At 26.8% G+C, this 19089-nt stretch carries 25 protein-coding genes, 1 tRNA gene and 1 rRNA gene; 14 read left to right on the forward strand and 13 right to left on the reverse strand.

All coding sequences use genetic code 11. The features are described 5' to 3' along the window. The 10 genes from gap (at position 1) to ACTTBO_RS07595 (ending at position 6284) form a co-directional block, all read left to right on the forward strand. On the forward strand, positions 1–1008 hold the full coding sequence (gene gap / locus ACTTBO_RS07550; RefSeq protein ID WP_440657102.1) for a type I glyceraldehyde-3-phosphate dehydrogenase: 1008 nt from the start codon (positions 1–3) through the stop codon (positions 1006–1008). Next, positions 1008–2183 (forward strand): phosphoglycerate kinase, encoded by a 1176-nt coding sequence (locus ACTTBO_RS07555; RefSeq protein WP_440657103.1) that lies wholly within the window; start codon positions 1008–1010, stop codon positions 2181–2183. Before gap ends, ACTTBO_RS07555 begins: the two co-directional genes overlap by 1 nt. 1 nt (position 2184) lies before the next feature. After that, the gene (locus ACTTBO_RS07560) at positions 2185–3195 is read left to right on the forward strand and encodes a class I fructose-bisphosphate aldolase (RefSeq protein WP_440657104.1); all 1011 of its coding nucleotides are present in this window, start codon (positions 2185–2187) and stop codon (positions 3193–3195) included. Beyond that, complete coding sequence (gene thiE, locus ACTTBO_RS07565; protein WP_440657105.1) at positions 3182–3796, forward strand: thiamine phosphate synthase; 615 nt, start codon at positions 3182–3184, stop codon at positions 3794–3796. Before ACTTBO_RS07560 ends, thiE begins: the two co-directional genes overlap by 14 nt. After that, on the forward strand, positions 3793–4353 hold the full coding sequence (gene efp, locus ACTTBO_RS07570; protein ID WP_440657106.1) for an elongation factor P: 561 nt from the start codon (positions 3793–3795) through the stop codon (positions 4351–4353). Before thiE ends, efp begins: the two co-directional genes overlap by 4 nt. Before the next feature lies 1 nt (position 4354). Then, on the forward strand, positions 4355–5095 hold the full coding sequence (locus ACTTBO_RS07575) for an inositol monophosphatase family protein (RefSeq protein WP_440657107.1): 741 nt from the start codon (positions 4355–4357) through the stop codon (positions 5093–5095). Positions 5096–5130: 35 nt separating this feature from the next. Beyond that, positions 5131–5361 carry a 50S ribosomal protein L31 gene (gene rpmE / locus ACTTBO_RS07580; protein ID WP_075506043.1) on the forward strand — a complete coding sequence of 77 codons (231 nt, stop codon included), beginning with the start codon at positions 5131–5133 and terminating at the stop codon, positions 5359–5361. After that, complete coding sequence (locus ACTTBO_RS07585) at positions 5362–5943, forward strand: cell cycle transcriptional regulator TrcR (protein ID WP_440657108.1); 582 nt, start codon at positions 5362–5364, stop codon at positions 5941–5943. Between the two features lie 63 nt (positions 5944–6006). Further along, complete coding sequence (gene rpsU, locus ACTTBO_RS07590) at positions 6007–6201, forward strand: 30S ribosomal protein S21 (RefSeq protein WP_075484443.1); 195 nt, start codon at positions 6007–6009, stop codon at positions 6199–6201. Between the two features lie 6 nt (positions 6202–6207). Further along, positions 6208–6284, forward strand: a tRNA-Met gene (locus ACTTBO_RS07595). 6 nt (positions 6285–6290) lie between these two features. On the opposite strand, the gene ACTTBO_RS07600 is transcribed toward ACTTBO_RS07595, so the two are convergent. The 12 genes from ACTTBO_RS07600 to ACTTBO_RS07655 all read right to left on the reverse strand — a co-directional run bounded on the left by ACTTBO_RS07600 (position 6291) and on the right by ACTTBO_RS07655 (position 15188). Further along, positions 6291–6989, reverse strand: coding sequence for a transaldolase family protein (locus tag ACTTBO_RS07600; RefSeq protein WP_440657109.1), 699 nt, complete (start codon positions 6987–6989; stop codon positions 6291–6293). Between the two features lie 5 nt (positions 6990–6994). Then, positions 6995–8389, reverse strand: a complete 1395-nt coding sequence (locus ACTTBO_RS07605) for an NAD(P)(+) transhydrogenase (Re/Si-specific) subunit beta (protein ID WP_440657110.1) — start codon at positions 8387–8389, stop codon at positions 6995–6997. A 3-nt stretch (positions 8390–8392) separates the two neighbouring features. Beyond that, the gene (locus ACTTBO_RS07610) at positions 8393–8701 is read right to left on the reverse strand and encodes a proton-translocating transhydrogenase family protein (RefSeq protein ID WP_440657111.1); all 309 of its coding nucleotides are present in this window, start codon (positions 8699–8701) and stop codon (positions 8393–8395) included. Positions 8702–8705: 4 nt separating this feature from the next. Next, positions 8706–9794 (reverse strand): NAD(P) transhydrogenase subunit alpha, encoded by a 1089-nt coding sequence (locus ACTTBO_RS07615; protein WP_440657112.1) that lies wholly within the window; start codon positions 9792–9794, stop codon positions 8706–8708. Between the two features lie 20 nt (positions 9795–9814). Continuing rightward, positions 9815–9925, reverse strand: a complete 111-nt coding sequence (locus tag ACTTBO_RS07620; protein ID WP_075484395.1) for an aa3-type cytochrome c oxidase subunit IV — start codon at positions 9923–9925, stop codon at positions 9815–9817. 4 nt (positions 9926–9929) lie between these two features. Continuing rightward, positions 9930–10055: a type B 50S ribosomal protein L36 gene (ykgO, locus tag ACTTBO_RS07625; RefSeq protein WP_008545413.1), complete on the reverse strand. Its 126-nt coding sequence runs from the start codon at positions 10053–10055 to the stop codon at positions 9930–9932. Between the two features lie 30 nt (positions 10056–10085). Then, complete coding sequence (locus ACTTBO_RS07630; protein ID WP_440657113.1) at positions 10086–11105, reverse strand: NAD-dependent epimerase/dehydratase family protein; 1020 nt, start codon at positions 11103–11105, stop codon at positions 10086–10088. Further along, positions 11097–11211, reverse strand: a 5S ribosomal RNA gene (rrf, locus tag ACTTBO_RS07635). Before rrf ends, ACTTBO_RS07630 begins: the two co-directional genes overlap by 9 nt. A gap of 42 nt (positions 11212–11253) precedes the next feature. Beyond that, the gene (locus tag ACTTBO_RS07640) at positions 11254–11946 is read right to left on the reverse strand and encodes a glycosyltransferase family 2 protein (protein WP_440657114.1); all 693 of its coding nucleotides are present in this window, start codon (positions 11944–11946) and stop codon (positions 11254–11256) included. Positions 11947–11948: 2 nt separating this feature from the next. After that, complete coding sequence (locus ACTTBO_RS07645; protein WP_440657115.1) at positions 11949–12881, reverse strand: NAD-dependent epimerase/dehydratase family protein; 933 nt, start codon at positions 12879–12881, stop codon at positions 11949–11951. Further along, a complete protein-coding gene (gene gmd, locus ACTTBO_RS07650; RefSeq protein WP_440657116.1) occupies positions 12874–13902 on the reverse strand; it encodes a GDP-mannose 4,6-dehydratase in 1029 nt (342 codons plus the stop codon). Before gmd ends, ACTTBO_RS07645 begins: the two co-directional genes overlap by 8 nt. Continuing rightward, positions 13899–15188, reverse strand: a complete 1290-nt coding sequence (locus tag ACTTBO_RS07655; protein ID WP_440657117.1) for a nucleotide sugar dehydrogenase — start codon at positions 15186–15188, stop codon at positions 13899–13901. The genes gmd and ACTTBO_RS07655 overlap by 4 nt, the downstream gene beginning before the upstream one ends. 5 nt (positions 15189–15193) lie before the next feature. Here ACTTBO_RS07655 and ACTTBO_RS07660 point away from each other — a divergent pair, with 5 nt between their 5' ends. Genes ACTTBO_RS07660 through ACTTBO_RS07675 form a run of 4 tightly spaced genes read left to right on the forward strand, consistent with a single transcriptional unit; the run spans position 15194 to position 18905 of the window. Further along, positions 15194–16402 carry a hypothetical protein gene (locus ACTTBO_RS07660; protein WP_440657118.1) on the forward strand — a complete coding sequence of 403 codons (1209 nt, stop codon included), beginning with the start codon at positions 15194–15196 and terminating at the stop codon, positions 16400–16402. Beyond that, on the forward strand, positions 16403–17191 hold the full coding sequence (locus ACTTBO_RS07665) for an ABC transporter permease (protein ID WP_440657119.1): 789 nt from the start codon (positions 16403–16405) through the stop codon (positions 17189–17191). Further along, entirely contained in the window at positions 17188–17868 is a 681-nt protein-coding gene (locus ACTTBO_RS07670; RefSeq protein ID WP_440657120.1) for an ATP-binding cassette domain-containing protein, read from the forward strand. The genes ACTTBO_RS07665 and ACTTBO_RS07670 overlap by 4 nt, the downstream gene beginning before the upstream one ends. Then, positions 17865–18905 (forward strand): FkbM family methyltransferase, encoded by a 1041-nt coding sequence (locus ACTTBO_RS07675; RefSeq protein ID WP_440657121.1) that lies wholly within the window; start codon positions 17865–17867, stop codon positions 18903–18905. Before ACTTBO_RS07670 ends, ACTTBO_RS07675 begins: the two co-directional genes overlap by 4 nt. Here the strand turns inward: ACTTBO_RS07675 and ACTTBO_RS07680 are convergent. Then, the coding region (locus tag ACTTBO_RS07680; protein ID WP_440657122.1) for a hypothetical protein at positions 18882–19089 on the reverse strand (208 nt) is incomplete at its 5' end. The genes ACTTBO_RS07675 and ACTTBO_RS07680 overlap by 24 nt on opposite strands.

A 19089-nucleotide genomic window follows, 5' to 3' on the forward strand; every position in this document is an offset into this window, starting at 1 on the left:
ATGACAATTAAAGTTGGAATTAATGGAATGGGTAGAATTGGACGAATGGTAGTTCGATCAATAATTGAAAACGAAAACAAAAATATAAAAATTCAACACATAAATAATAGATCAAATTCTGAGACTAGTTGTACACTGATAAAATATGATTCAATTCATGGTAAATTTAATGCTGATTTAGATTTTGACGAAAGTCACTTAATAATAAATAGTGAAAAAATCACATTTTCACAGGAGTCTAATATTGAAAATATAGACTGGAAAAAATTTGATGTTGATTATGTTTTTGAATGTACAGGAAAGTTTAATTCTAAAGAAAAACTTTTAGCTCATATAAAAAATGGAGCAAAAAAAGTAATAGTATCTGCCCCATGTAAAAATGCAGATAAAACAATAGTATTTGGTGTGAATGAAAAAGATATAACCAGTAAGGATCAAATAATCTCAGCCGCATCATGCACCACAAACTGTTTGGCTCCAGTTATACATACACTTAATGAAAATTTTGAAATTGAAAAAGGGTTTATGACCACTATCCATGCATTTACAAGTGATCAAAGAATTCTAGATAATTCTCATAAAGACCCAAGAAGAGCGAGATCAGCAAGTCAATCAATTGTCCCAACATCTACTGGTGCATCAAAAGCAATTGGCGAAATAATTCCTAGCTTGAAAGGAAAATTAGAGGGAGTTGCAATGAGAGTACCTACCCCAAATGTTTCACTTGTAGAATTAGTTTTCTGTACAAAAAAAAATATCAATAAAGAAAATATAAATAAATCATTTGAATTAGCATCAAAAAATAATCTTAAAAATGTATTAGAAATCACTCATGAAAAGTTAGTATCAATAGATTTTAATCATAACCCTGCATCTGCGATTGTTGATGGATCTCTTACCAATGTTGTTGGAGACAATATGGGCAAAATTTCAGCCTGGTATGATAATGAATGGGGTTTTTCAAATCGTATGTGTGATATTGCAGAATTTATTCATCAAAATTCTTAATGCAAAGTGTTTCTAAACTAACCAACCTTCAAGGTAAAAAAGTTATTTTAAGACTGGATTTAAATGTCCCTCTTAACAATGGTGAGATAACTGATACAACAAGGATTGATAAAGTTCTTCCAACAATCGAATTTTTATTAGAGCAAAATTCAAAAATAGTTATCTTATCTCACGTTGGTCGACCTAAAGGAAAAGTAATTAAAGATCTTTCGTTAAAACCAATTCAAAAAGATATAGAAAAAAAATTAAATAAAAAAATAAAACTTATTGAAAAAAATATTTATGAGATAAAAAAAGATATGCTTGATAATTATAATGAAAAAATTTTATTAATTGAAAATATTAGATTTTATTCAGATGAGGAAAAAAATGATACTAATTTTGCAAAACATTTAGCAAGCTTAGGTGAAATTTATGTAAATGATGCTTTTTCATGTTCACATAGAGCGCACGCATCTGTTTGTGAAATTTCAAAATTTTTACCATCTTTTTCAGGATTACAATTAGATTTAGAGATTAATGCATTAAAAAAAATTACAACTAGCATAACTAAACCTGTTACATGCATAATTGGAGGATCTAAAATTTCTACAAAAATTAATATTATTAAAAATCTAATTCCAAAATTTGATAACATAGTAATTGTGGGTGCAATGGCGAATAACTTAATTGAACACAATGGATACAATATAGGAAAATCTCTTAAGGAAGAAAATGTTAATTCTGTAGTTAATGAAATACTTTCATATTCAAAAGAAAAAAATTGTAAATTAATTTTTCCAGAAGATGTGGTGGTGGCCAATGATTTAAATGGTCACCCTAAAGTTAAAGAATTGAATCAAATTAAATTAGATGAAATGATTTTGGATATAGGTCCAAAGACTGTTGAAAGTATATGTAATATTATTGATAATACAAACACCATATTATGGAACGGTCCTGCTGGATATTTTGAAAATCCTAATTTTGCTAATGGAAGTAATGCAATTGCAAAAAAAATAGTTGAAAAAAATAAAGAACATAAAATTTACTCTGTTGTAGGTGGAGGAGATACCGTTTCATTAATTAATTCTTTAAATGCTGTTAAAGACTTTAATTTTGTTTCAACTGCAGGTGGAGCATTTTTGGAATATCTTGAAGGAAAAGAACTTCCTGGTATAAGCGCTTTAAATTGATATGTCAGAACTAAATAAAATAGCTCTTAAAATACTTTCAAATGGCAAAGGAATACTTGCGGCGGATGAAAGTAACGGAACTATGACAAAAAGACTTGAAGCTGTTAATGTTGAATCTACACCAAAAAACAGACTCGCTTTTAGAGAAACTCTTTTTAGTTCAGAAAGTATGAAAGATTGTATCGGTGGTGTGATCTTATACGATGAAACAATAAACCAAATTTCAAATTTAGGTAAATCGATTCCTGAATTAATCTCTGCTTGTGGAGCAGTACCTGGAATTAAAGTAGATACAGGTGCAAAAAATTTAGCAAACTCTCCAGAGGAAAAAATTACAGAAGGGCTAGACGGGCTTAGGGAAAGATTAAAAAAATACTATGAGCTTGGTGCAAGATTTACAAAATGGAGAGGTGTTTATTCGATAAGCAATGACTATCCTAGCAAACTTGCAATTCATTCTAATGCTCATGCACTTGCAAGATATGCCGCTTTAGTTCAAGAATGTGAAATGGTTCCTATAGTGGAACCAGAAGTTTTAATGGATGGTGACCATTCAGCTGATGAGTGTTTGAAAAAAACTTCAGAAGTTATAAAAAAATGTTTTGATGAATTAATTATGCATAAAATTGATTTATCAGGGATCATATTAAAACCAAATATGATTTTAGCTGGAAGTAATTCAAAAAACAAAATCTCTAATGAAGAAGTTTCAGTCAAAACACTTGAATGTCTTAAAAATTCAGTACCTACAGAAGTACCAGGAATTGCTTTCTTGTCTGGAGGTCAATCCGAAATAGAAGCAACAGAAAATCTAAATTTAATTAGCAAAAACAATAGTACAAATTTTATAATGACCTATTCATATGGTAGAGCTTTACAACAAAGTGCTCTTAAATTTTGGTCTAAAGATACAACTAAAATCACCGAAACACAGCATGTATTTAACCATAGAGCAAGAATGTGTACTTTAGCTGCTCAAGGCAAATGGGCAAGCGATCTTGAGAATAAATAAAAAAAAATTTATCTATCTTATCTCTCCAAATAAAATTGAGAAAAATTTTTACCAAAATCTAAACAAAGTATTAAAATCAGATAAAATTAGTTTTTTTCAAATGAGGTTTAAAAAATACTCTTTTAAGAAAAAAATTTTGATAGGAAAAAAAATTAAACAACTATGTAAAAATAATAGAGTAAAATTTATTGTTAATGATAACCCAATTCTTGCAAAAAAATTAAACGCTGATGGATGTCATTTGGGGCAAAAAGATATGAATATTAAAGAGGCCAAAAAAATAATTGGAAATAAAATTATTGGAATAACATGTCACAACTCAATTAAACTTGCAAAAGAGGCAATTAAAAATAAAGCTAATTACATTGCATTTGGTGCTTTTTTTCCAACAAAAACAAAAAAAACTAAATACAGTGCTAACATAGAAACTTTGAATAAAGTAAAGAAATTAACAAATATTCCTATCGTGGCTATTGGTGGAATAACAAATGAGAACTATAAAAAACTTTTATTGAACAATGCAAATTTTTTAGCTATCTCAGGCTATATTTGGAATAATAAAAAATACAAACCTGCAGAAGCTATAGAAAGTTTAATATGAAAATAAATGCAAGTGAAATTAGAGTTGGGATGCTTTTAGAATATAAAAATGATCTTTGGCAAGTTCTAAAAACACAACATGTAAAACCTGGAAAAGGTGGTGCGTTTGCACAAGTTGAAATGAAAAGTGTTGGTAAAAATACCAAACTAAATGAAAGATTTAGATCTAGTGAAACTGTAGAAAAAGCATCACTAGATGAGAATAAATATAATTATATGTATGAAGATGATGCCAATTATTTTTTTATGGAACCAAAAACTTTTGAACAAATTGAAATTAAAAAAGAAATTATTGGAGAACAAGGTAAATTATTAACTGAAAATCTTGAAGTATCTGTAAGTTTTTATAATGAAAATCCAATTTCAGTTGAACTACCAAATCAGGTACAGTGTAAAATAGAAACTACTGATGCAGCATTAAAAGGTCAAACTGTATCTTCATCTTATAAACCTGCAACCTTAGATAATGGTTTAAATATTCAAGTTCCACCATTTATAGAGGCAGGAGACGAGGTAATTGTTGATACTCGAAATTTAGAATACATTAAAAAAATTTAAAATGATATCAATATCATCAAATCTTAATTTAATGATAAAGGCTGCTGAAAAAGCGTCTAAATCTGTGATCAGAGATTTTGGTGAAGTGGAAAAATTACAAGTTTCCAAAAAAGGCCCTTACGATTTTGTTACAAAAACAGATAAAAATGTTGAAAAAATTTTAATTGAAGAATTATCTAAATCAAAAAAAAATTACTCATTCATTACAGAGGAAACTGGCAAGATAAATAATAAGGACAAAGAAAATTTTTGGATTATAGATCCAATAGATGGGACTACTAATTTTCTTCATGGAATTCCGCACTTTGCTATTTGTATTGCTCACATGTCTAACAACGAAATTATAAGTGGATTAATTTTTGATCCAATAAAAGATGAAATGTTTTTTTCTGAAAAAAACAAGGGAGCATATCTAAATAATCAAAGACTAAGAGTGTCAAAAAAAAATTCTATTGAAGATTGTTTATTTTCAAGTAACCATGAAGGTACAAAATTTAGTGATCTAAATATGAGATGTAGTGGATGTGCGGCGCTTGATCTTGCATATGTATCCTCTGGAAGACTCGATGGTTTTTTTCATAATAAAATTAATATTTGGGATGTGGCGGCTGGTGCTTTAATGGTTGAAGAGGCTGGTGGAATAGTTAACGAAATTAACAAGTTTGATATGAAAAATATTGATATCCGAGCTTCAAGTAGTGCAATTAACGATAAAATGCTTGAAAAATTAGTTAACTTTTAATTGTTTTAAAAATTTCTTTTGCTATAAGTCTCCGCATGAAAAAAAATATTCATCCAAACTATCATACTATTAAAGTAGAAATGACTGACGGCACACAATTTGAAACAAAATCAACTTGGGGTGCAGAAGGTGATTTACTTAAACTTGAAATTGATCCAAAATCACACGCTGCTTGGACGGGTGGAAAACAGAAATTAATGGATAAAGGTCGAATAAGTAAATTTAATAAAAAATTTCAAAACTTTAAATCAGAAAAGAAAAATTAAATGTCAAATGCACCTCTAATGCCAATGGCTACTGCCGTTTGGTTAGTAGAAAATACAACTTTAACATTTAAACAGATTGCAGATTTCTGCAAACTACACGAAGTAGAGATACAAGGTATAGCAGATGGAGAGGTTGCGAAAGGAATTAAAGCTTATAACCCAATTATTTCAGGACAACTTTCAAGAGAGGAAATAGAATTATCATCTAAAGATGAGAATAGACCGCTACAAATCAAAAGTAGTGATATTGAGATTTCAAATGATGAAAAGAAAATAAAAAAATATATCCCTCTTTCAAAAAGACAAGATAAACCAGATTCTGCTTTATGGCTTATCAGGCAACATAATATTTTAAAAGACTCACAAATAGCTAAATTGGTTGGAATTACAAAAAATTCTGTAACTTCAATAAGAAATAAAAGTTACTGGAACTACAATAATCTTAACCCAAAAGATCCTGTAGCATTAAATTTATTTTCTCAAAAAGATCTGATAGACGCAATAGAGAAAGCTGAAAGAAGAATTAAAAGAGAGAAAAAAGAAAAAGAAAAACGAAATAAAGTTAGTCAAACAAGCATATAATGAGCAAAACTAATAGACATAAATTAATAAAAGTGATAACAAACCACTTTTTTGGAGGTAGTTATTAAAATAGAAGTTAAAGATAATAATGTTGAACAAGCATTAAGGGTATTAAAAAGAAAACTGCAAAGAGACGGTTTCTTTAAAGTTATTAAATTAAAAAACACATACGAAAAACCTTCTGAAAAGAAAAAAAGAATTCTTCAAGAAAACATTAAAAGAGTTAAAAAGTTAAATAAACTCAAGAATAGAATTTAAATATATCGCGGGGTGGAGCAGTCTGGTAGCTCGTCAGGCTCATAACCTGAAGGTCGGCGGTTCAAATCCGTCCCCCGCAACCAATTTATCTATAATTTAAAATTAGATTTTTTGCTATCGATTAGAAATGCTTTGACTGTTTCAACAGTAAGCTGATTAAAAGACTTACCGAACTTTTCAATTTTTTCAATTAAAGTTGGTGGGATAGTAATTATATGACATCCCAATTGTTTAGCTTGCAAAAAATTATACGGTTCTCTCACACTAGCCCATAAAATTTCTACATTATTAAATTTCTTTGCTAATTTTATACTTTTAACAAATTCTGGAATTGGATCTTTGCCAGTATCTCCTGCTCTGCCGGCAAAAATAGATATAATTACATTTGTTTTTTTATTTATCACTTTAAGTATTTTTAAAGTTTGTTTGGCCGTGTATACCGCTGTTATATTTAACTTAATATTTTTACTATTTAGCTCTTTAATAACTTTACCTGAAAATTTATTTTTTGAATTAACTACTGGAACTTTGACGTATACATTTTTTCCCCAAGTATTTATTTCCTTTCCTTGTTCAATCATAGATTTTTGATCATCAGCAAACACTTCAAATGAAATTGGTTTATTTTTACAAACTTTAAGTATTTGTTTAGAGTATGATTTGTAATCTTTTGCTCCAGCTTTTCTCATTAAGCTTGGATTTGTTGTAAACCCTTTTACAATTTGTTTCTTATTAAATTTTTTAATTGAAGATAAATCTGCAATATCACAAAAAATTTTTGTATTCATTAAATCTATAAATTCTTAGTAATATCTTCAGTCATTTTTTTTGCGTCTGCAAATAACATCAATGTATTTTCTTTATAAAATAAATCGTTATCAATTCCTGCATATCCTGGGGATAAACTTCTTTTAACAAACAATACTGACTTACATTTTTCCACATCTAAAACTGGCATTCCATAAATTGGGCTTTGTGGGTCTGTTTTTGCTACAGGATTAGTAACGTCATTTGCACCAATTACAAATGCAACATCTGCGTTTGCAAAATCGTTATTAATCTCCTCTAATTCGAATACTTCATCGTATGGCACATTTGCTTCTGCCAACAATACATTCATGTGTCCAGGCATTCGTCCTGCAACTGGATGGATAGCATATGAAACCTTAATATCATTTTTCTTTAACGTATCTACCATCTCTCTAAGGGCATGTTGAGCTTGCGCAACTGCCATTCCATATCCTGGAACAATTATAACTGAAGAAGCATTTTTCATTAAAAAAGCTGCATCATCTGCATTGCCACTTTTTACTGGTCTTTGTTCTTTACTTTGACCTCCAGTTGTTTGGTCGGTAGCACCAAAACCACCTAATATTACGTTAAAGAATGATCTGTTCATTCCTTTACACATTATATAAGAGAGTATTGCGCCAGATGATCCAACTAAAGCACCTGTAATAATTAAAGCTGTATTTTCTAAAGTAAATCCTATTCCTGCTGCAGCCCAACCAGAATAAGAATTTAACATTGAGATTACAACTGGCATATCTGCACCACCTATAGGAATTATGATTAAAAATCCTATTAAAAAAGAAACTGCAATTAATATCCAAAATAGATTAGATGATTGTGTCGAACAAAGATAAATTGTTAATATTACAATCAATATTAACAATAAAGCGTTTAATAAGTGCTGACCTTTAAAGGTTATAGGAGCACCTGACATTATTCCTTGTAATTTTAAAAACGCTATAACAGAACCAGAAAAAGTGATTGCACCAACAGCTGATCCTATTGCCATTTCAATTAAGCTTGCAAGCTTAATATTTCCAGGTGTTCCAAGATTAAAAGCTGCAGGATTTATAAATGCTGAGATTGCAACAAATACCGCCGCTAGTCCAACTAAACTGTGAAAGCCGGCAACCAATTCTGGCATTGCGGTCATTGGTATTCGATATGCTATAAATGCGCCAATACCTCCGCCAATTGCTAAAAATATTAGAACATAAATAAATCCTGATGAAAAATTTCCGACAGAGAGAAATGTGACTGTTACAGCAATGACCATTCCTATTATTCCAAATAAGTTTCCTTGTCTTGAGGTTTCTGGAGATGATAATCCTCTTAAAGCTAAGATAAACAATACCCCAGATACTAAATATAAAATTGCAGATAGATTTGCAGACATTAACTATTTATCCTTTTTCTTTTTTTTATACATTTCTAACATTCTTTGCGTGACTAAAAATCCACCAAAAATATTAACTGCTGCTAAAATAATTGCAAAAAATCCATAAATACTAGATGATGAAAAAACTACCCCATCACTTCCAGACAAAGCTGCAATTATTGCTCCCACAATAATTACTGAGGAAATTGCATTCGTAACTGACATTAATGGAGTATGCAAAGAAGGTGTTACACTCCACACAACATAGTAACCAACAAATATTGATAATATAAATATGCTTAATCTGAATATGAAGGGATCTATTTCCATAATATTATTTAATAAGTGTTTTCTCTATTATTTCATCTTCTAAATTAATATTTAGTTTCTTATTTTCTTTATCATATAAATTAGAGATAAAATTAAATACATTTTTAGCATACAAATTAGAAGCTGATACAGGTAATTTGTTTAATATATTTGCCTCACCTAAAATTTTAACACCATTTTTTTCAATAATTTTATCAACCTCAGTAAATACAGTATTTCCTCCTTGAACTGCTGCTAAGTCATAAATTACTGATCCTGATTGTAAATTTTTAAACATTTCCTCTTTGATTATCTTTGGAGCATCTCTACCTGGGATTAAAGCAGTACATATTATTATATCAATTTTTTTTAATGTTTCTGAAAGCAGTTCTTCTTGTTTCTTTTTAAATTCATCTGACGCTTCTTTTGCATAACCACCGTCTGTTTCTAAATTCTCAGATCCTTCAACTGTAAGAAATTTTCCTCCTAAACTCTCAACTTGTTCTTTTGAGGCCATCCTTACATCTGTTGCAAATACTACTGCTCCCATTCTTTTTGCAGTTGCAATAGCTTGTAATCCAGCAACTCCAGCTCCAACTACTAATACTTTTGCTGCAGGAATTGTTCCCGCTGCAGTCATCATCATTGGAATTGCTCTCTCATAAACCTGAAAAGCCTCTACTACTGCTTTGTAACCAGCTAGGTTTGCTTGTGATGATAAAATATCCATTGATTGCGCTCTTGTAATTCTTGGTAGCAACTCCAAAGAAAAACAATTTATTTTCTTTGACTTTAAATTCTCTAATTTTTCTTTATTTACAAAAGAGTTTAATGAGCCAATTAAAGTTTGATTTTCCTTAAAAAATGATAATTTTTCCTCAACAGGTAATCCTAATTGAATAACAATCTCAGAATTTTTAATTATTTCTTCTTCATTATCTGAAAAATTAACTCCTAAATTTTTATAGTCTTCATCTCTAAAACCTAAGTAAGTTCCATATTTATTTGGTAAAGTTAAATTAAATCCTAAACTAATATATTTTTTTGCAATTTCTGGGGTAATCGCAATTCGTTTCTCAATATTATGGTTTTCTGAAATTGAAGCTAAATTCATTATAAAAATAAATTAAAATACTATAAAAGAAATATTGCCATTAAAACTAAAACTGAGATTACTGCGACAGTTCCCCACAAAACAAATTTTGTAAAGTTATTCCAAGTATTTTTATGGTTTTCATTATCCATAAAATTACTTTTGTCTTGCTTTAAACTTTGGATTGGTTTTATTTATTACGTAAACTCTTCCTCTTCTTCTAACCAATTTAGAGTTTAAGTCTCTTTTCTTGATGGATTTTAAAGAACTTTTAATTTTCATGACCTTTACATATACCAAATATAAGCTAAATCAAAATAATTTTTTACTCCAAGTTTCAGGAGTTTTATCACTAATAATCTCTAATTCATAATTATACTCAAAATCACTTGGTCCATTTTTAGAAATAAAACTTATTAATTTATCTAAAGATGCATCTATATTTACTGAAGTATGAAAATTTAAAAGTTTCCTAGCTTTATCAGATGAACAATTAGCGTATTTTACCTCATTTGGTCTATCTGGTTTATAAATTGCACTTTTATTAAATTTCATTTTGTTTGAAATAATTTCATACAATTCATTTATGGTCATAAAATCTTCATCGGGACCAATATTTATTACCTCGGATTTTATATTTTTATCAAATAGCATTTTGTCTAAACAAAAAATACAGTCATCTACATCAGAAAATGATCTTTTTTGATTACCGTCACCATAAATAATAGGTTGTCTATTTTGTAAAATTAGATTTATCATAATTGAAGCGACATTTCTAAAAGGGTCGTTAAATTTTTGTTTTGGACCAATTATATTGTGAGGTACAGCTATATTATATTCTACACCATGCGTTTTACTTAATATACTCAAAATATTTTCCGCAGCAACCTTGGAGACTCCATAAGGATCTACAGGATTTACCAAATCAGTTTCTTTAAAAGGTGGTTTAATATTTCCATATCTAGCCATTGATGAACAGAATACAATTCTTTTAACTTTATTTTTTATTGCTGCTGTGAACACAGATGTTGAACCTGTAACATTGTTAGAACAAATTAAAGTGGGTGAGAATGAGGAAAGGCCTTCATGAGCGTAAGCAGCAGCATGACAAACAACGTCTGCGCCCTTCATTGCTTTAGTTAATTCTTCTAGATTTTCACAATCAATTTTGAAAAAGTTAATTCTGTTGTCAACATTTTTTAAATCTCCACCTACTAAGTTATCATTACCTGAAACTTTAAAACCTTTTTTTAAATAATAATCTGCAAGATTTGATCCAAGAAAACCAGCAACTCCAGTGATAAATATATGCATAGTTGAAAAGCCTGGCAATGTCCTACTCTTCCATGTCTTAAGACAAAGTACCATTGGCGCTGAAAGGCTTGACTTCCGAGTTCGGAATGGAATCGGGTATTACACTTTCGCAATAATCACCAGGCAAGTCGTTATACAATTAAATATTTCCTTATCAAGATGTTTTTTATCTATACTTAATAAGTGTTTTTAAAGCCCTATAGGCATCTACAAACCTAATTTTCTTGCCTTCCTCATAACTTCTTCCATTATAATTAATTGGCACCTCTTCGATTTCATAACCCAATTTAGATATTTTCGTTGTTACTTCAGGGCAAAATGCAAAATCTTTTTCTTCAAGATTAATTTTATCAAAAACTTCTTTATCAAAAACTTTGTAACAAGTATGAGCATCTGTAAGTTTTTGTTTATTTAATATATTTGAGATTATAGTAAGAAAATGATTTCCAAAAACACGTAATTTAGATGTAAATCCCTTGGCATTGTATCTTTTTTGATTTAATACTCTTGATCCATATACTACTTTAAATTTTTTATCTAAAATTGGTTTTATTAATTTACTAAAATCGTTTGGATCATACTCTAGATCAGCATCTTGAATAATAATTATTTCCCCAGTAACATACTTTTTTGCAGTTTTTACAGCTGATCCTTTTCCTTCATTTCTAAGATGCCTTAAAATTTTTATATTTTGAATTTTTTTATAATTTTTTAAAATTTCTTCAGTGCCATCATTTGAATTGTCATCTACAATAATGATTTCTTTAGTCACAGATAGTTTTAAATTTTGGATTTTATCTAATATTTCTTTTATAGTTCCTTGCTCATTATAACATGGAACAATTATTGATAATTTCATAATTAGATAAAACTTTTTTTAAAATCTTTTATTGTTAAATCTAATCCCTCCTTAAAACCAATTGTTGGTCTCCAGCCATAAGACTTAGCTAAATTAATATTTAATAGTTTTCTTTTTATACCATCTGGCATTTTTTTGTTTTTTTTAATTTTAAATTTTACATTTAAATGTTTCATAATTTTTTTGGCGTAAGTTTCTATTGAGTAATCTTTACCAGAACCAATGTTGATGAGTGTTTCTTTTGTTTTTTTTTTCATAAAGTATAGACATGCCATAGCAATATCATCAACATAGATAATTTCTCTTTTAGGTTTACCACTTCCCCAAATCTCAATATATTTTTTTTTATCTTTTTTTGCATATAATATTTTCTTAATAAGTGCTGCAAAAAAGTGGGAATTTTTATTATGATAGTTATCTTTTGGTCCATATGAATTGCAAGGCATTAGACACTTATAATTTGTTTTATATTCAATATTATAACTTTCACATAATTTAATACCTGCAATTTTAGCAATCGCGTAAGGCTCGTTTGTATATTCAAGCGTTCCAGATAATAATAATTTTTCTGAAATAGGTTTTGTAATACCTTCTGGATAAATGCAACTTGAGCCAAAAAAAATTAAATTTTTTACTCCACTTAAATAAGCGCCATGAATTAAATTATTTTGAATTTGCAAATTTTCATAAATAAACTTTCCTCTGTATTTATTATTTGCATAAATACCTCCTACTTTTGCAGCAGCAATAATTACTAAATTTGGTTTATTTTTTTTAATAAAATTAAAAACTTTTGTTTGATTTAACAAATTAATTTTTTTTTTATCAACTGTTAAAATATTTTTATATCCATTTTTATATAATATTCGATAAATCGCTGAACCAAGATGACCATTGTGACCTGCAATAAATATTTTACTATTTTTTTTAATCATTATTTTTTAACTCAAAATTAACCATTTCTTTAATTAGTTGAGCTAAACTAGTTTCAGGTTTCCATTTAAGTATTTTTTTTGCTTTTGAATAATTACCTTGCAGATTATTTACATCTAGAGGTCTAAAATATTTTTTTGAAATTTTAATAACAACCTTGCCTTCTGAGGTAAAACCTATTTCATTTATACCTTTACCTCTCCAATTTAATTTGAGTTTTAATTCTTTAGCAACTAAATTAATAAATTGTTTAATTGAAAACTGTCTATTTGTAGCAATTACAAAATCATCAGCTTTTTTAGCTTGTAAAATTTTCCACATCGCTGCTACATAATCTTTGGCGTGACCCCAATCACGTTTTGAATACAAATTTCCTAAGTACAAACACTTTTGTTTTCCTAATTTAATTTTTGTTAAAGCTTTAACAATTTTTTTAGTTACAAAAGTTTCTCCCCTCAAAGGGCTTTCATGGTTGAATAAAATTCCATTTGCTGCAAAAATACCATAAGCATCTCTATATATTTTGGTAATTGAATGAGCAAAAACTTTGCTAGCTGCATAAGGACTTTTAGGATCAAATTTAGTATTCTCATCCTGAATATTTTGTACCCCACCAAACATCTCTGATGTTCCTGCTTGGTAGAATTTAATTTTTTTTCTTTTTAAAAATGACTTTATTACTTCTAAAATTCTTAAAGTTCCAATTCCATCAACATTTGAAGTGTATTCTGGTATTTCAAAAGATACTGCTACATGAGATTGTGCTGCCAAATTGTAAATTTCATCAGGCATTATTGCTTCTATTAGTTTAAAAACTGAGGAGCTGTCAATCACATCACCATAATGAAGTATTAGTTTTTTATTTTTTTTAAATGGTTCTTCATAAATGTCATCTAATCTTGAAGTATTAAATGAAGAAGATCTTCTGATTACACCATGAACAACATATTTTTTTTTAATTAAATATTTAGCAAGATATGCTCCATCTTGACCAGTTATTCCAAATATTAATGCTTTTTTCATTTAAATTTTTTTTTGTAAATTAGGTCACTCAAACTCAAAAATATATTTTCACCTTCTATCTGAGACCAAATATCAATTACGTTAATATTATTCTTTTTTGAAAAATAATTAAATTTACTATCTGTATAAGATAGAAATACTAAATTAGAATATTTTTCAATATCTTTCATTTGAATTTTTTTTACACCCTTTATTTTTGTATCAATATACTCATCAAAATAAAAAACTTTTAAATTCTTTTTCTTCAAATGATCAATTAAAGGTAATATAAAGGTCTCTTCTAAAGATGGTGTGTTAGATTTATAACCAATTCCAGCAAAAACAATTGATTTTTTTTCTGTAAATTTGATTAATTCTAGATCCTTTTTAAGATAATTTAATGATAATAAATTAGTTTTGTGCGCAGCATCAGCTAATAAATTATTATATTTATTATTTTTAGAAAATGCTTTCAAAGCAAGTGTGTCTCTTGGTAAACAAGGACCAGAATAAGGACCTCCTGATTTTATGTATTTAAAACCAATTCTACTATCTTTACCTACGACATTTAAAATTTTTCCAACATTAACTCTTTTTTCATCATTAAAAGAATTTTTTACCATATTAGAAAATGAAATTTTCAATGTTAGAAAACTATTTATTAAAAGTTTGGTCGCTTCGGCCTCTAAAAAGTTTAAAAAATTATAATCTTTAGATTTATAAATCTTCTCATATATTTCTAAAATAAATCTCTTCGCAAATTTATTTTCACAGCCAATTAAAACCAAATCAGGACTCTCCAAACCTCTTACAACGTCTCCTAATGCCACAAAGTAAGGATTGTAAATAATAGCAAAATCAATGTTATTGATTAATCCTTTGCCTTCCAAAAAAGGAATTATAGTATTATTTATAGATCCTGGTGAAACTGTAGAATTAATATTAATAATATATGGATTTTGTTGATCAGCATTTCTTTTTTTAATTAATTTTGCAATTATACTAAGAGATCTTAAAATGTATTTATTGTCGAATGATTTATTTTTTAAGCTTGGAGTAGGAACTGTAATAAAACAAATTTCAGTATTTTCAAATGCCTTTCTTAGATCGCTAAAAAAATTTATTTTATTTCCGTTATTTATATAAGATTCAATTGCTTTTTCATTTGGAATAGGGTTTATACCTCTTTTTAATTTGTTAATTAAGTTTTTATCTATATCATAAGCCTTTATATTAAGTTGCGATGATGATAGAAACTCAGCCATAGGATATCCTAATTTTCCTAGTCCAATTACTAAAATGCTCATAAGCGATGAATAAATATTATATTAGTTTTATTGTTGCAACAAGAAACGATAATCATGGTGAAAACATGAAGCAAAAAAATCAATTTTTTGTAGATTTATGGTTAAAAAAAATAAAAGAATTCAAATTAAATGCTGAACTTATTATTGTAGAATGGAACCCAGACTTAAAAGAGAGGCCATTAAAAGATGTAATAAAAATTAATGATAATGAAAGTTTTAAAAGAATTAAAATAATTACTGTTGATAAAAAATTACACAACACTTTTGAGAGTTCAGATAAATTAAATTTTTATCAAATGGCTGCAAAAAATGTTGGTATTAGAAGATCTGATGGAGAATTTATCCTATGTACAAATATAGATATAATATTCTCTGATCAAATGTTTGCGTTTCTTGCTAAAGAAAATTTAAAAAAAAAGGTAATTTATAGATGTAATAGGTATGACATTGACTTTGATGATTTTAATAATTTAGAACTTAAAGATGAAAATTATATTGAAAAATTAACTTGTATTAATTTACAAAATTTTTCACATAATATAAAAAAAAATAAGAAATATTTTATATATCCTACTGTATCAAGTTTAATAAATAATATTAAAGATAAAAAGAGTTTTTATATATTGAATTTATTAATTATTTTATTTCATAAATATAAAAGAAAATTTAATATCAAAAAAATTAATTTAAATGAACCCTCCTTTGAAAAACTTAAGAAAAGAATATTTATACCTATAAAAGTTAATTTTTTTAAATTAATTAAGTTAGTGAATAATAATTTTTTAAATCTTATTCTAACTTTTTTATATTACCTATTCTATATAACTTTTGCATTAACATCTAAAAAACTTCATACTAATGCTTGCGGAGATTTTACACTTTTAGATAAAAAAAGTTGGTTTAATTTAAAGGGTTATTATGAATATGATGGATATTCTTGGCATATTGATAGTATTTTTATCTGGAATGCATATTTTGAAAAAATTAAATTTATAACTTTAAAACAGAAAATTTTTCACATAAATCACTCTATTGGTTCTGGTTATAACCCTGGTACTGATAATTTATTTATAAGATTAAAAGAAAATAATATAAATTATGTAGATGATAAAGAATTACAAAATTTTATAATAAATAGAGAAAAAAATAAATTTATTAATGATAATGACAGTTGGGGTTTTGGAGATAAATGTTTAAAAACTATAAATTTATAAATGATTATTCTTAATCAATTAATAGAAACTTTGAGTAAAAGAAGATCTTTTATTTTAGAATTAGTAAAACTAGAGAATACAATAAAAAAAAGAAATACTTATAATATTGGTTATTTATGGAATATAATTTTCAATCTAGCTACAATTTTCGTATTAAGTGTTATTTTTAACAAAGGCTTTTTTAAAGAAGGAAATTATTTATTTTATCTAATATTAAATTTTTTTTTATGGGGCTTCATATCAAATACACTTTCAAATAGTTGTGATATTTACAGAAGTAATAATAATTTTTTATTGAATAATAATATAGGTTTTTTTATTTTTAATATTAAGAACTTATTAATTTTCTTTAAAGTATTGGTTTTATCTTTTCCTATTGTGTTAATATTCATAATTATAGAAAATGTTTTTTTAATAAACATTTTGTTAACTTTAACTGCGCTTGTTTTAATTTTTGTAAATGTTTTATTTGCCTCAATATCTATATCTATTTTATCACTAAAAATTAGAGATTTTGATAATTATACAAACTTAATTTTACTATTAACATTTTATTTTACACCAATAATTTGGTCTGAGGATATTCTTGGTAAAACAGGATCAGCGATAATCAAGATTAATCCACTATATTATTTTTTTAAAATATATAATTTTCCAATGTTAAATAGTGAAATTGATTTAGATTATTTCATTTATTTTATCTTATGTATTATTTTTACAATAATTAATTTTTCAATTGCCTCAATAATTACTAAAAAATTTATATACAATTTAAAAAATTTTCTATGAGAATTATAGAACTAAAAAATTTAAGTCTATCTTATAAAACGAAATCATTTATTCCAAATGATAAAAAAAATTTGCATCTACCAAAAGATGAAGAATTTTATGCATTGAAAGATATAAATCTCTCTATTGAAAAAAAAAGTGTAGTGGGATTATATGGTCCGAACGGAGCAGGTAAATCTACTTTATTAAAAGTTATTGGGAAAATCTTAAAACCTAACAGTGGTACAGTATTTACTAAGTATGAACCTGAACTCATGTCTAGTTCTCAATTTAATTTATTAGATGAAGCTACAGGATATGAAAATGTAAAACTTTTTTTAAAATTAAAAAACATTGAAGAAAATTTAATTGATAAAAAAATTCAATCGATAAAAGAAATTGCAAATATAAACGAGTTTTTTTTTAAACCTGTAAAAGTTTATTCTTCAGGTATGAGATTTAGAATAAGTTTTGCCTGTTTGGAACAAATAAACAGCAAAATAATATTAATGGATGAGTGGCTTTCTACCGCTGATAAAAATATGAGGGAATATGTGTCAAACTCCATGAATAATAAAATTTCAAATACTGAAGCCACAATTATTGCAAGTCATAATTTTGAAACTTTAAAAGCAAATTGTACTCATATACTTTACATGAATGAAGGAAAAATTATAAAAATTGAAAAAAATCAATGAAGAATTTAAAAAAAATTTTCTTAAATAAATTCCATAATATTTTAGAAAAATTATATAAACAAACTACAAGAAAAATTTTTAATTTAACTTCTTCAGAAATAAGAAAAAAAAATATATGGATAAAACTCTCTTCATCTAGAGATATTCAATTAAACTTTTTAGATATTGGTTTTTATCCCAGTTTTGAATATAGAATTGAGCAATATTTTACTACAAAATCATTGTTCTACGGGATTGATTCAACAAATGAAACACAAAACTATAAAAAAAAAAATAATGAAATCATTTTAAAAAAAAAAATCGTATCTAAAAATTTTAATCCTTCATTTAAAACTTCTTTCAATGCAACCTCTGTATGTAATTTAACTCATGACACAATAAACCCCTCCGCACATGAAAGAGAAGATAAGATAAATGATTTTAAAATTGTAGATGAAATAAACTTAGATTTATATTTTGAAAAAAAAAAAATAGATTTTGTTAAATCTGACATAGATGGAAGAGACATGATTGTTTTAAAAGATTTTGAAAATAAATTTAAAAATAAAGAAATTTTAGGTATTTTAATTGAAGCGAATAATTCCATAGGAGATGGAATTAATTCATTTGGTGAAGTATATAATTTTTTAAATAATTTTGGGTATAGGTTATTTGATCAATCAAATTTAAAGGCCCTTAGACAAGTGGCTAGAAATCATAAATACAGAAAAATATATGAGGGAAATGAGCATGTTAACTCTGAAAAAGGACAAATAGTAATGTCTGATATGCTATTTTTTTTAGACCCTGTTGAAAATTATAATTCTCTATCAAAAGAACAAATATTAAAATTAGTATCATTACTTGATTGCTATGATTTACATGATGTTGCATTAGATGCACTTGAAAAATATCCAGAAATTATTGAAGAAAAAAAGTTAAAATTAGAAATAAAAAAAATACTTATAGAAAAGATTGAAAGTGAATACAAAAACTACAATCCTCTTAATTTAAAAGAAATTTATTTAAATGGATCAATAAATAATTCTAATGAATAAAGTTAATTTTGAATTTTTTATAAATAAAAAATTTATTAAATATATAATCAATGGTTTAGTAATAAATGTTATTAGTTTTACGATATATATTTTTTTTACATCTATATATTTTTCTTTTGATCCAATATTAGTAATAATGTTTCTATAACCAGTGGTAGTATTATTTAATTTTCTTGTACAAAAT

This window comes from Candidatus Pelagibacter sp. HIMB1509, assembly GCF_052047855.1.
In the GTDB taxonomy this organism is placed as follows: Bacteria; Pseudomonadota; Alphaproteobacteria; order Pelagibacterales; family Pelagibacteraceae; genus Pelagibacter.

Excerpts from the sequence above, each read along its gene's own strand:
- ACTTBO_RS07555 (WP_440657103.1), top strand. The coding sequence starts at position 1,008 with ATGCAAAGTGTTTCTAAACTAACCAACCTTCAAGGTAAAAAAGTTATT.
- efp (WP_440657106.1), top strand. The coding sequence starts at position 3,793 with ATGAAAATAAATGCAAGTGAAATTAGAGTTGGGATGCTTTTAGAATAT.
- ACTTBO_RS07615 (WP_440657112.1), bottom strand. The coding sequence starts at position 9,794 with ATGAATTTAGCTTCAATTTCAGAAAACCATAATATTGAGAAACGAATT.
- rpmE (WP_075506043.1), top strand. The coding sequence starts at position 5,131 with ATGAAAAAAAATATTCATCCAAACTATCATACTATTAAAGTAGAAATG.
- ACTTBO_RS07675 (WP_440657121.1), top strand. The coding sequence starts at position 17,865 with ATGAAGAATTTAAAAAAAATTTTCTTAAATAAATTCCATAATATTTTA.
- ACTTBO_RS07560 (WP_440657104.1), top strand. The coding sequence starts at position 2,185 with ATGTCAGAACTAAATAAAATAGCTCTTAAAATACTTTCAAATGGCAAA.
- gap (WP_440657102.1), top strand. The coding sequence starts at position 1 with ATGACAATTAAAGTTGGAATTAATGGAATGGGTAGAATTGGACGAATG.
- ACTTBO_RS07575 (WP_440657107.1), top strand. The coding sequence starts at position 4,355 with ATGATATCAATATCATCAAATCTTAATTTAATGATAAAGGCTGCTGAA.
- ACTTBO_RS07645 (WP_440657115.1), bottom strand. The coding sequence starts at position 12,881 with ATGATTAAAAAAAATAGTAAAATATTTATTGCAGGTCACAATGGTCAT.
- ACTTBO_RS07605 (WP_440657110.1), bottom strand. The coding sequence starts at position 8,389 with ATGTCTGCAAATCTATCTGCAATTTTATATTTAGTATCTGGGGTATTG.
- ykgO (WP_008545413.1), bottom strand. The coding sequence starts at position 10,055 with ATGAAAATTAAAAGTTCTTTAAAATCCATCAAGAAAAGAGACTTAAAC.
- ACTTBO_RS07665 (WP_440657119.1), top strand. The coding sequence starts at position 16,403 with ATGATTATTCTTAATCAATTAATAGAAACTTTGAGTAAAAGAAGATCT.
- ACTTBO_RS07585 (WP_440657108.1), top strand. The coding sequence starts at position 5,362 with ATGTCAAATGCACCTCTAATGCCAATGGCTACTGCCGTTTGGTTAGTA.
- ACTTBO_RS07610 (WP_440657111.1), bottom strand. The coding sequence starts at position 8,701 with ATGGAAATAGATCCCTTCATATTCAGATTAAGCATATTTATATTATCA.
- ACTTBO_RS07670 (WP_440657120.1), top strand. The coding sequence starts at position 17,188 with ATGAGAATTATAGAACTAAAAAATTTAAGTCTATCTTATAAAACGAAA.
- ACTTBO_RS07620 (WP_075484395.1), bottom strand. The coding sequence starts at position 9,925 with ATGGATAATGAAAACCATAAAAATACTTGGAATAACTTTACAAAATTT.
- ACTTBO_RS07600 (WP_440657109.1), bottom strand. The coding sequence starts at position 6,989 with ATGAATACAAAAATTTTTTGTGATATTGCAGATTTATCTTCAATTAAA.
- ACTTBO_RS07640 (WP_440657114.1), bottom strand. The coding sequence starts at position 11,946 with ATGAAATTATCAATAATTGTTCCATGTTATAATGAGCAAGGAACTATA.
- ACTTBO_RS07655 (WP_440657117.1), bottom strand. The coding sequence starts at position 15,188 with ATGAGCATTTTAGTAATTGGACTAGGAAAATTAGGATATCCTATGGCT.
- ACTTBO_RS07660 (WP_440657118.1), top strand. The coding sequence starts at position 15,194 with ATGAATAAATATTATATTAGTTTTATTGTTGCAACAAGAAACGATAAT.
- gmd (WP_440657116.1), bottom strand. The coding sequence starts at position 13,902 with ATGAAAAAAGCATTAATATTTGGAATAACTGGTCAAGATGGAGCATAT.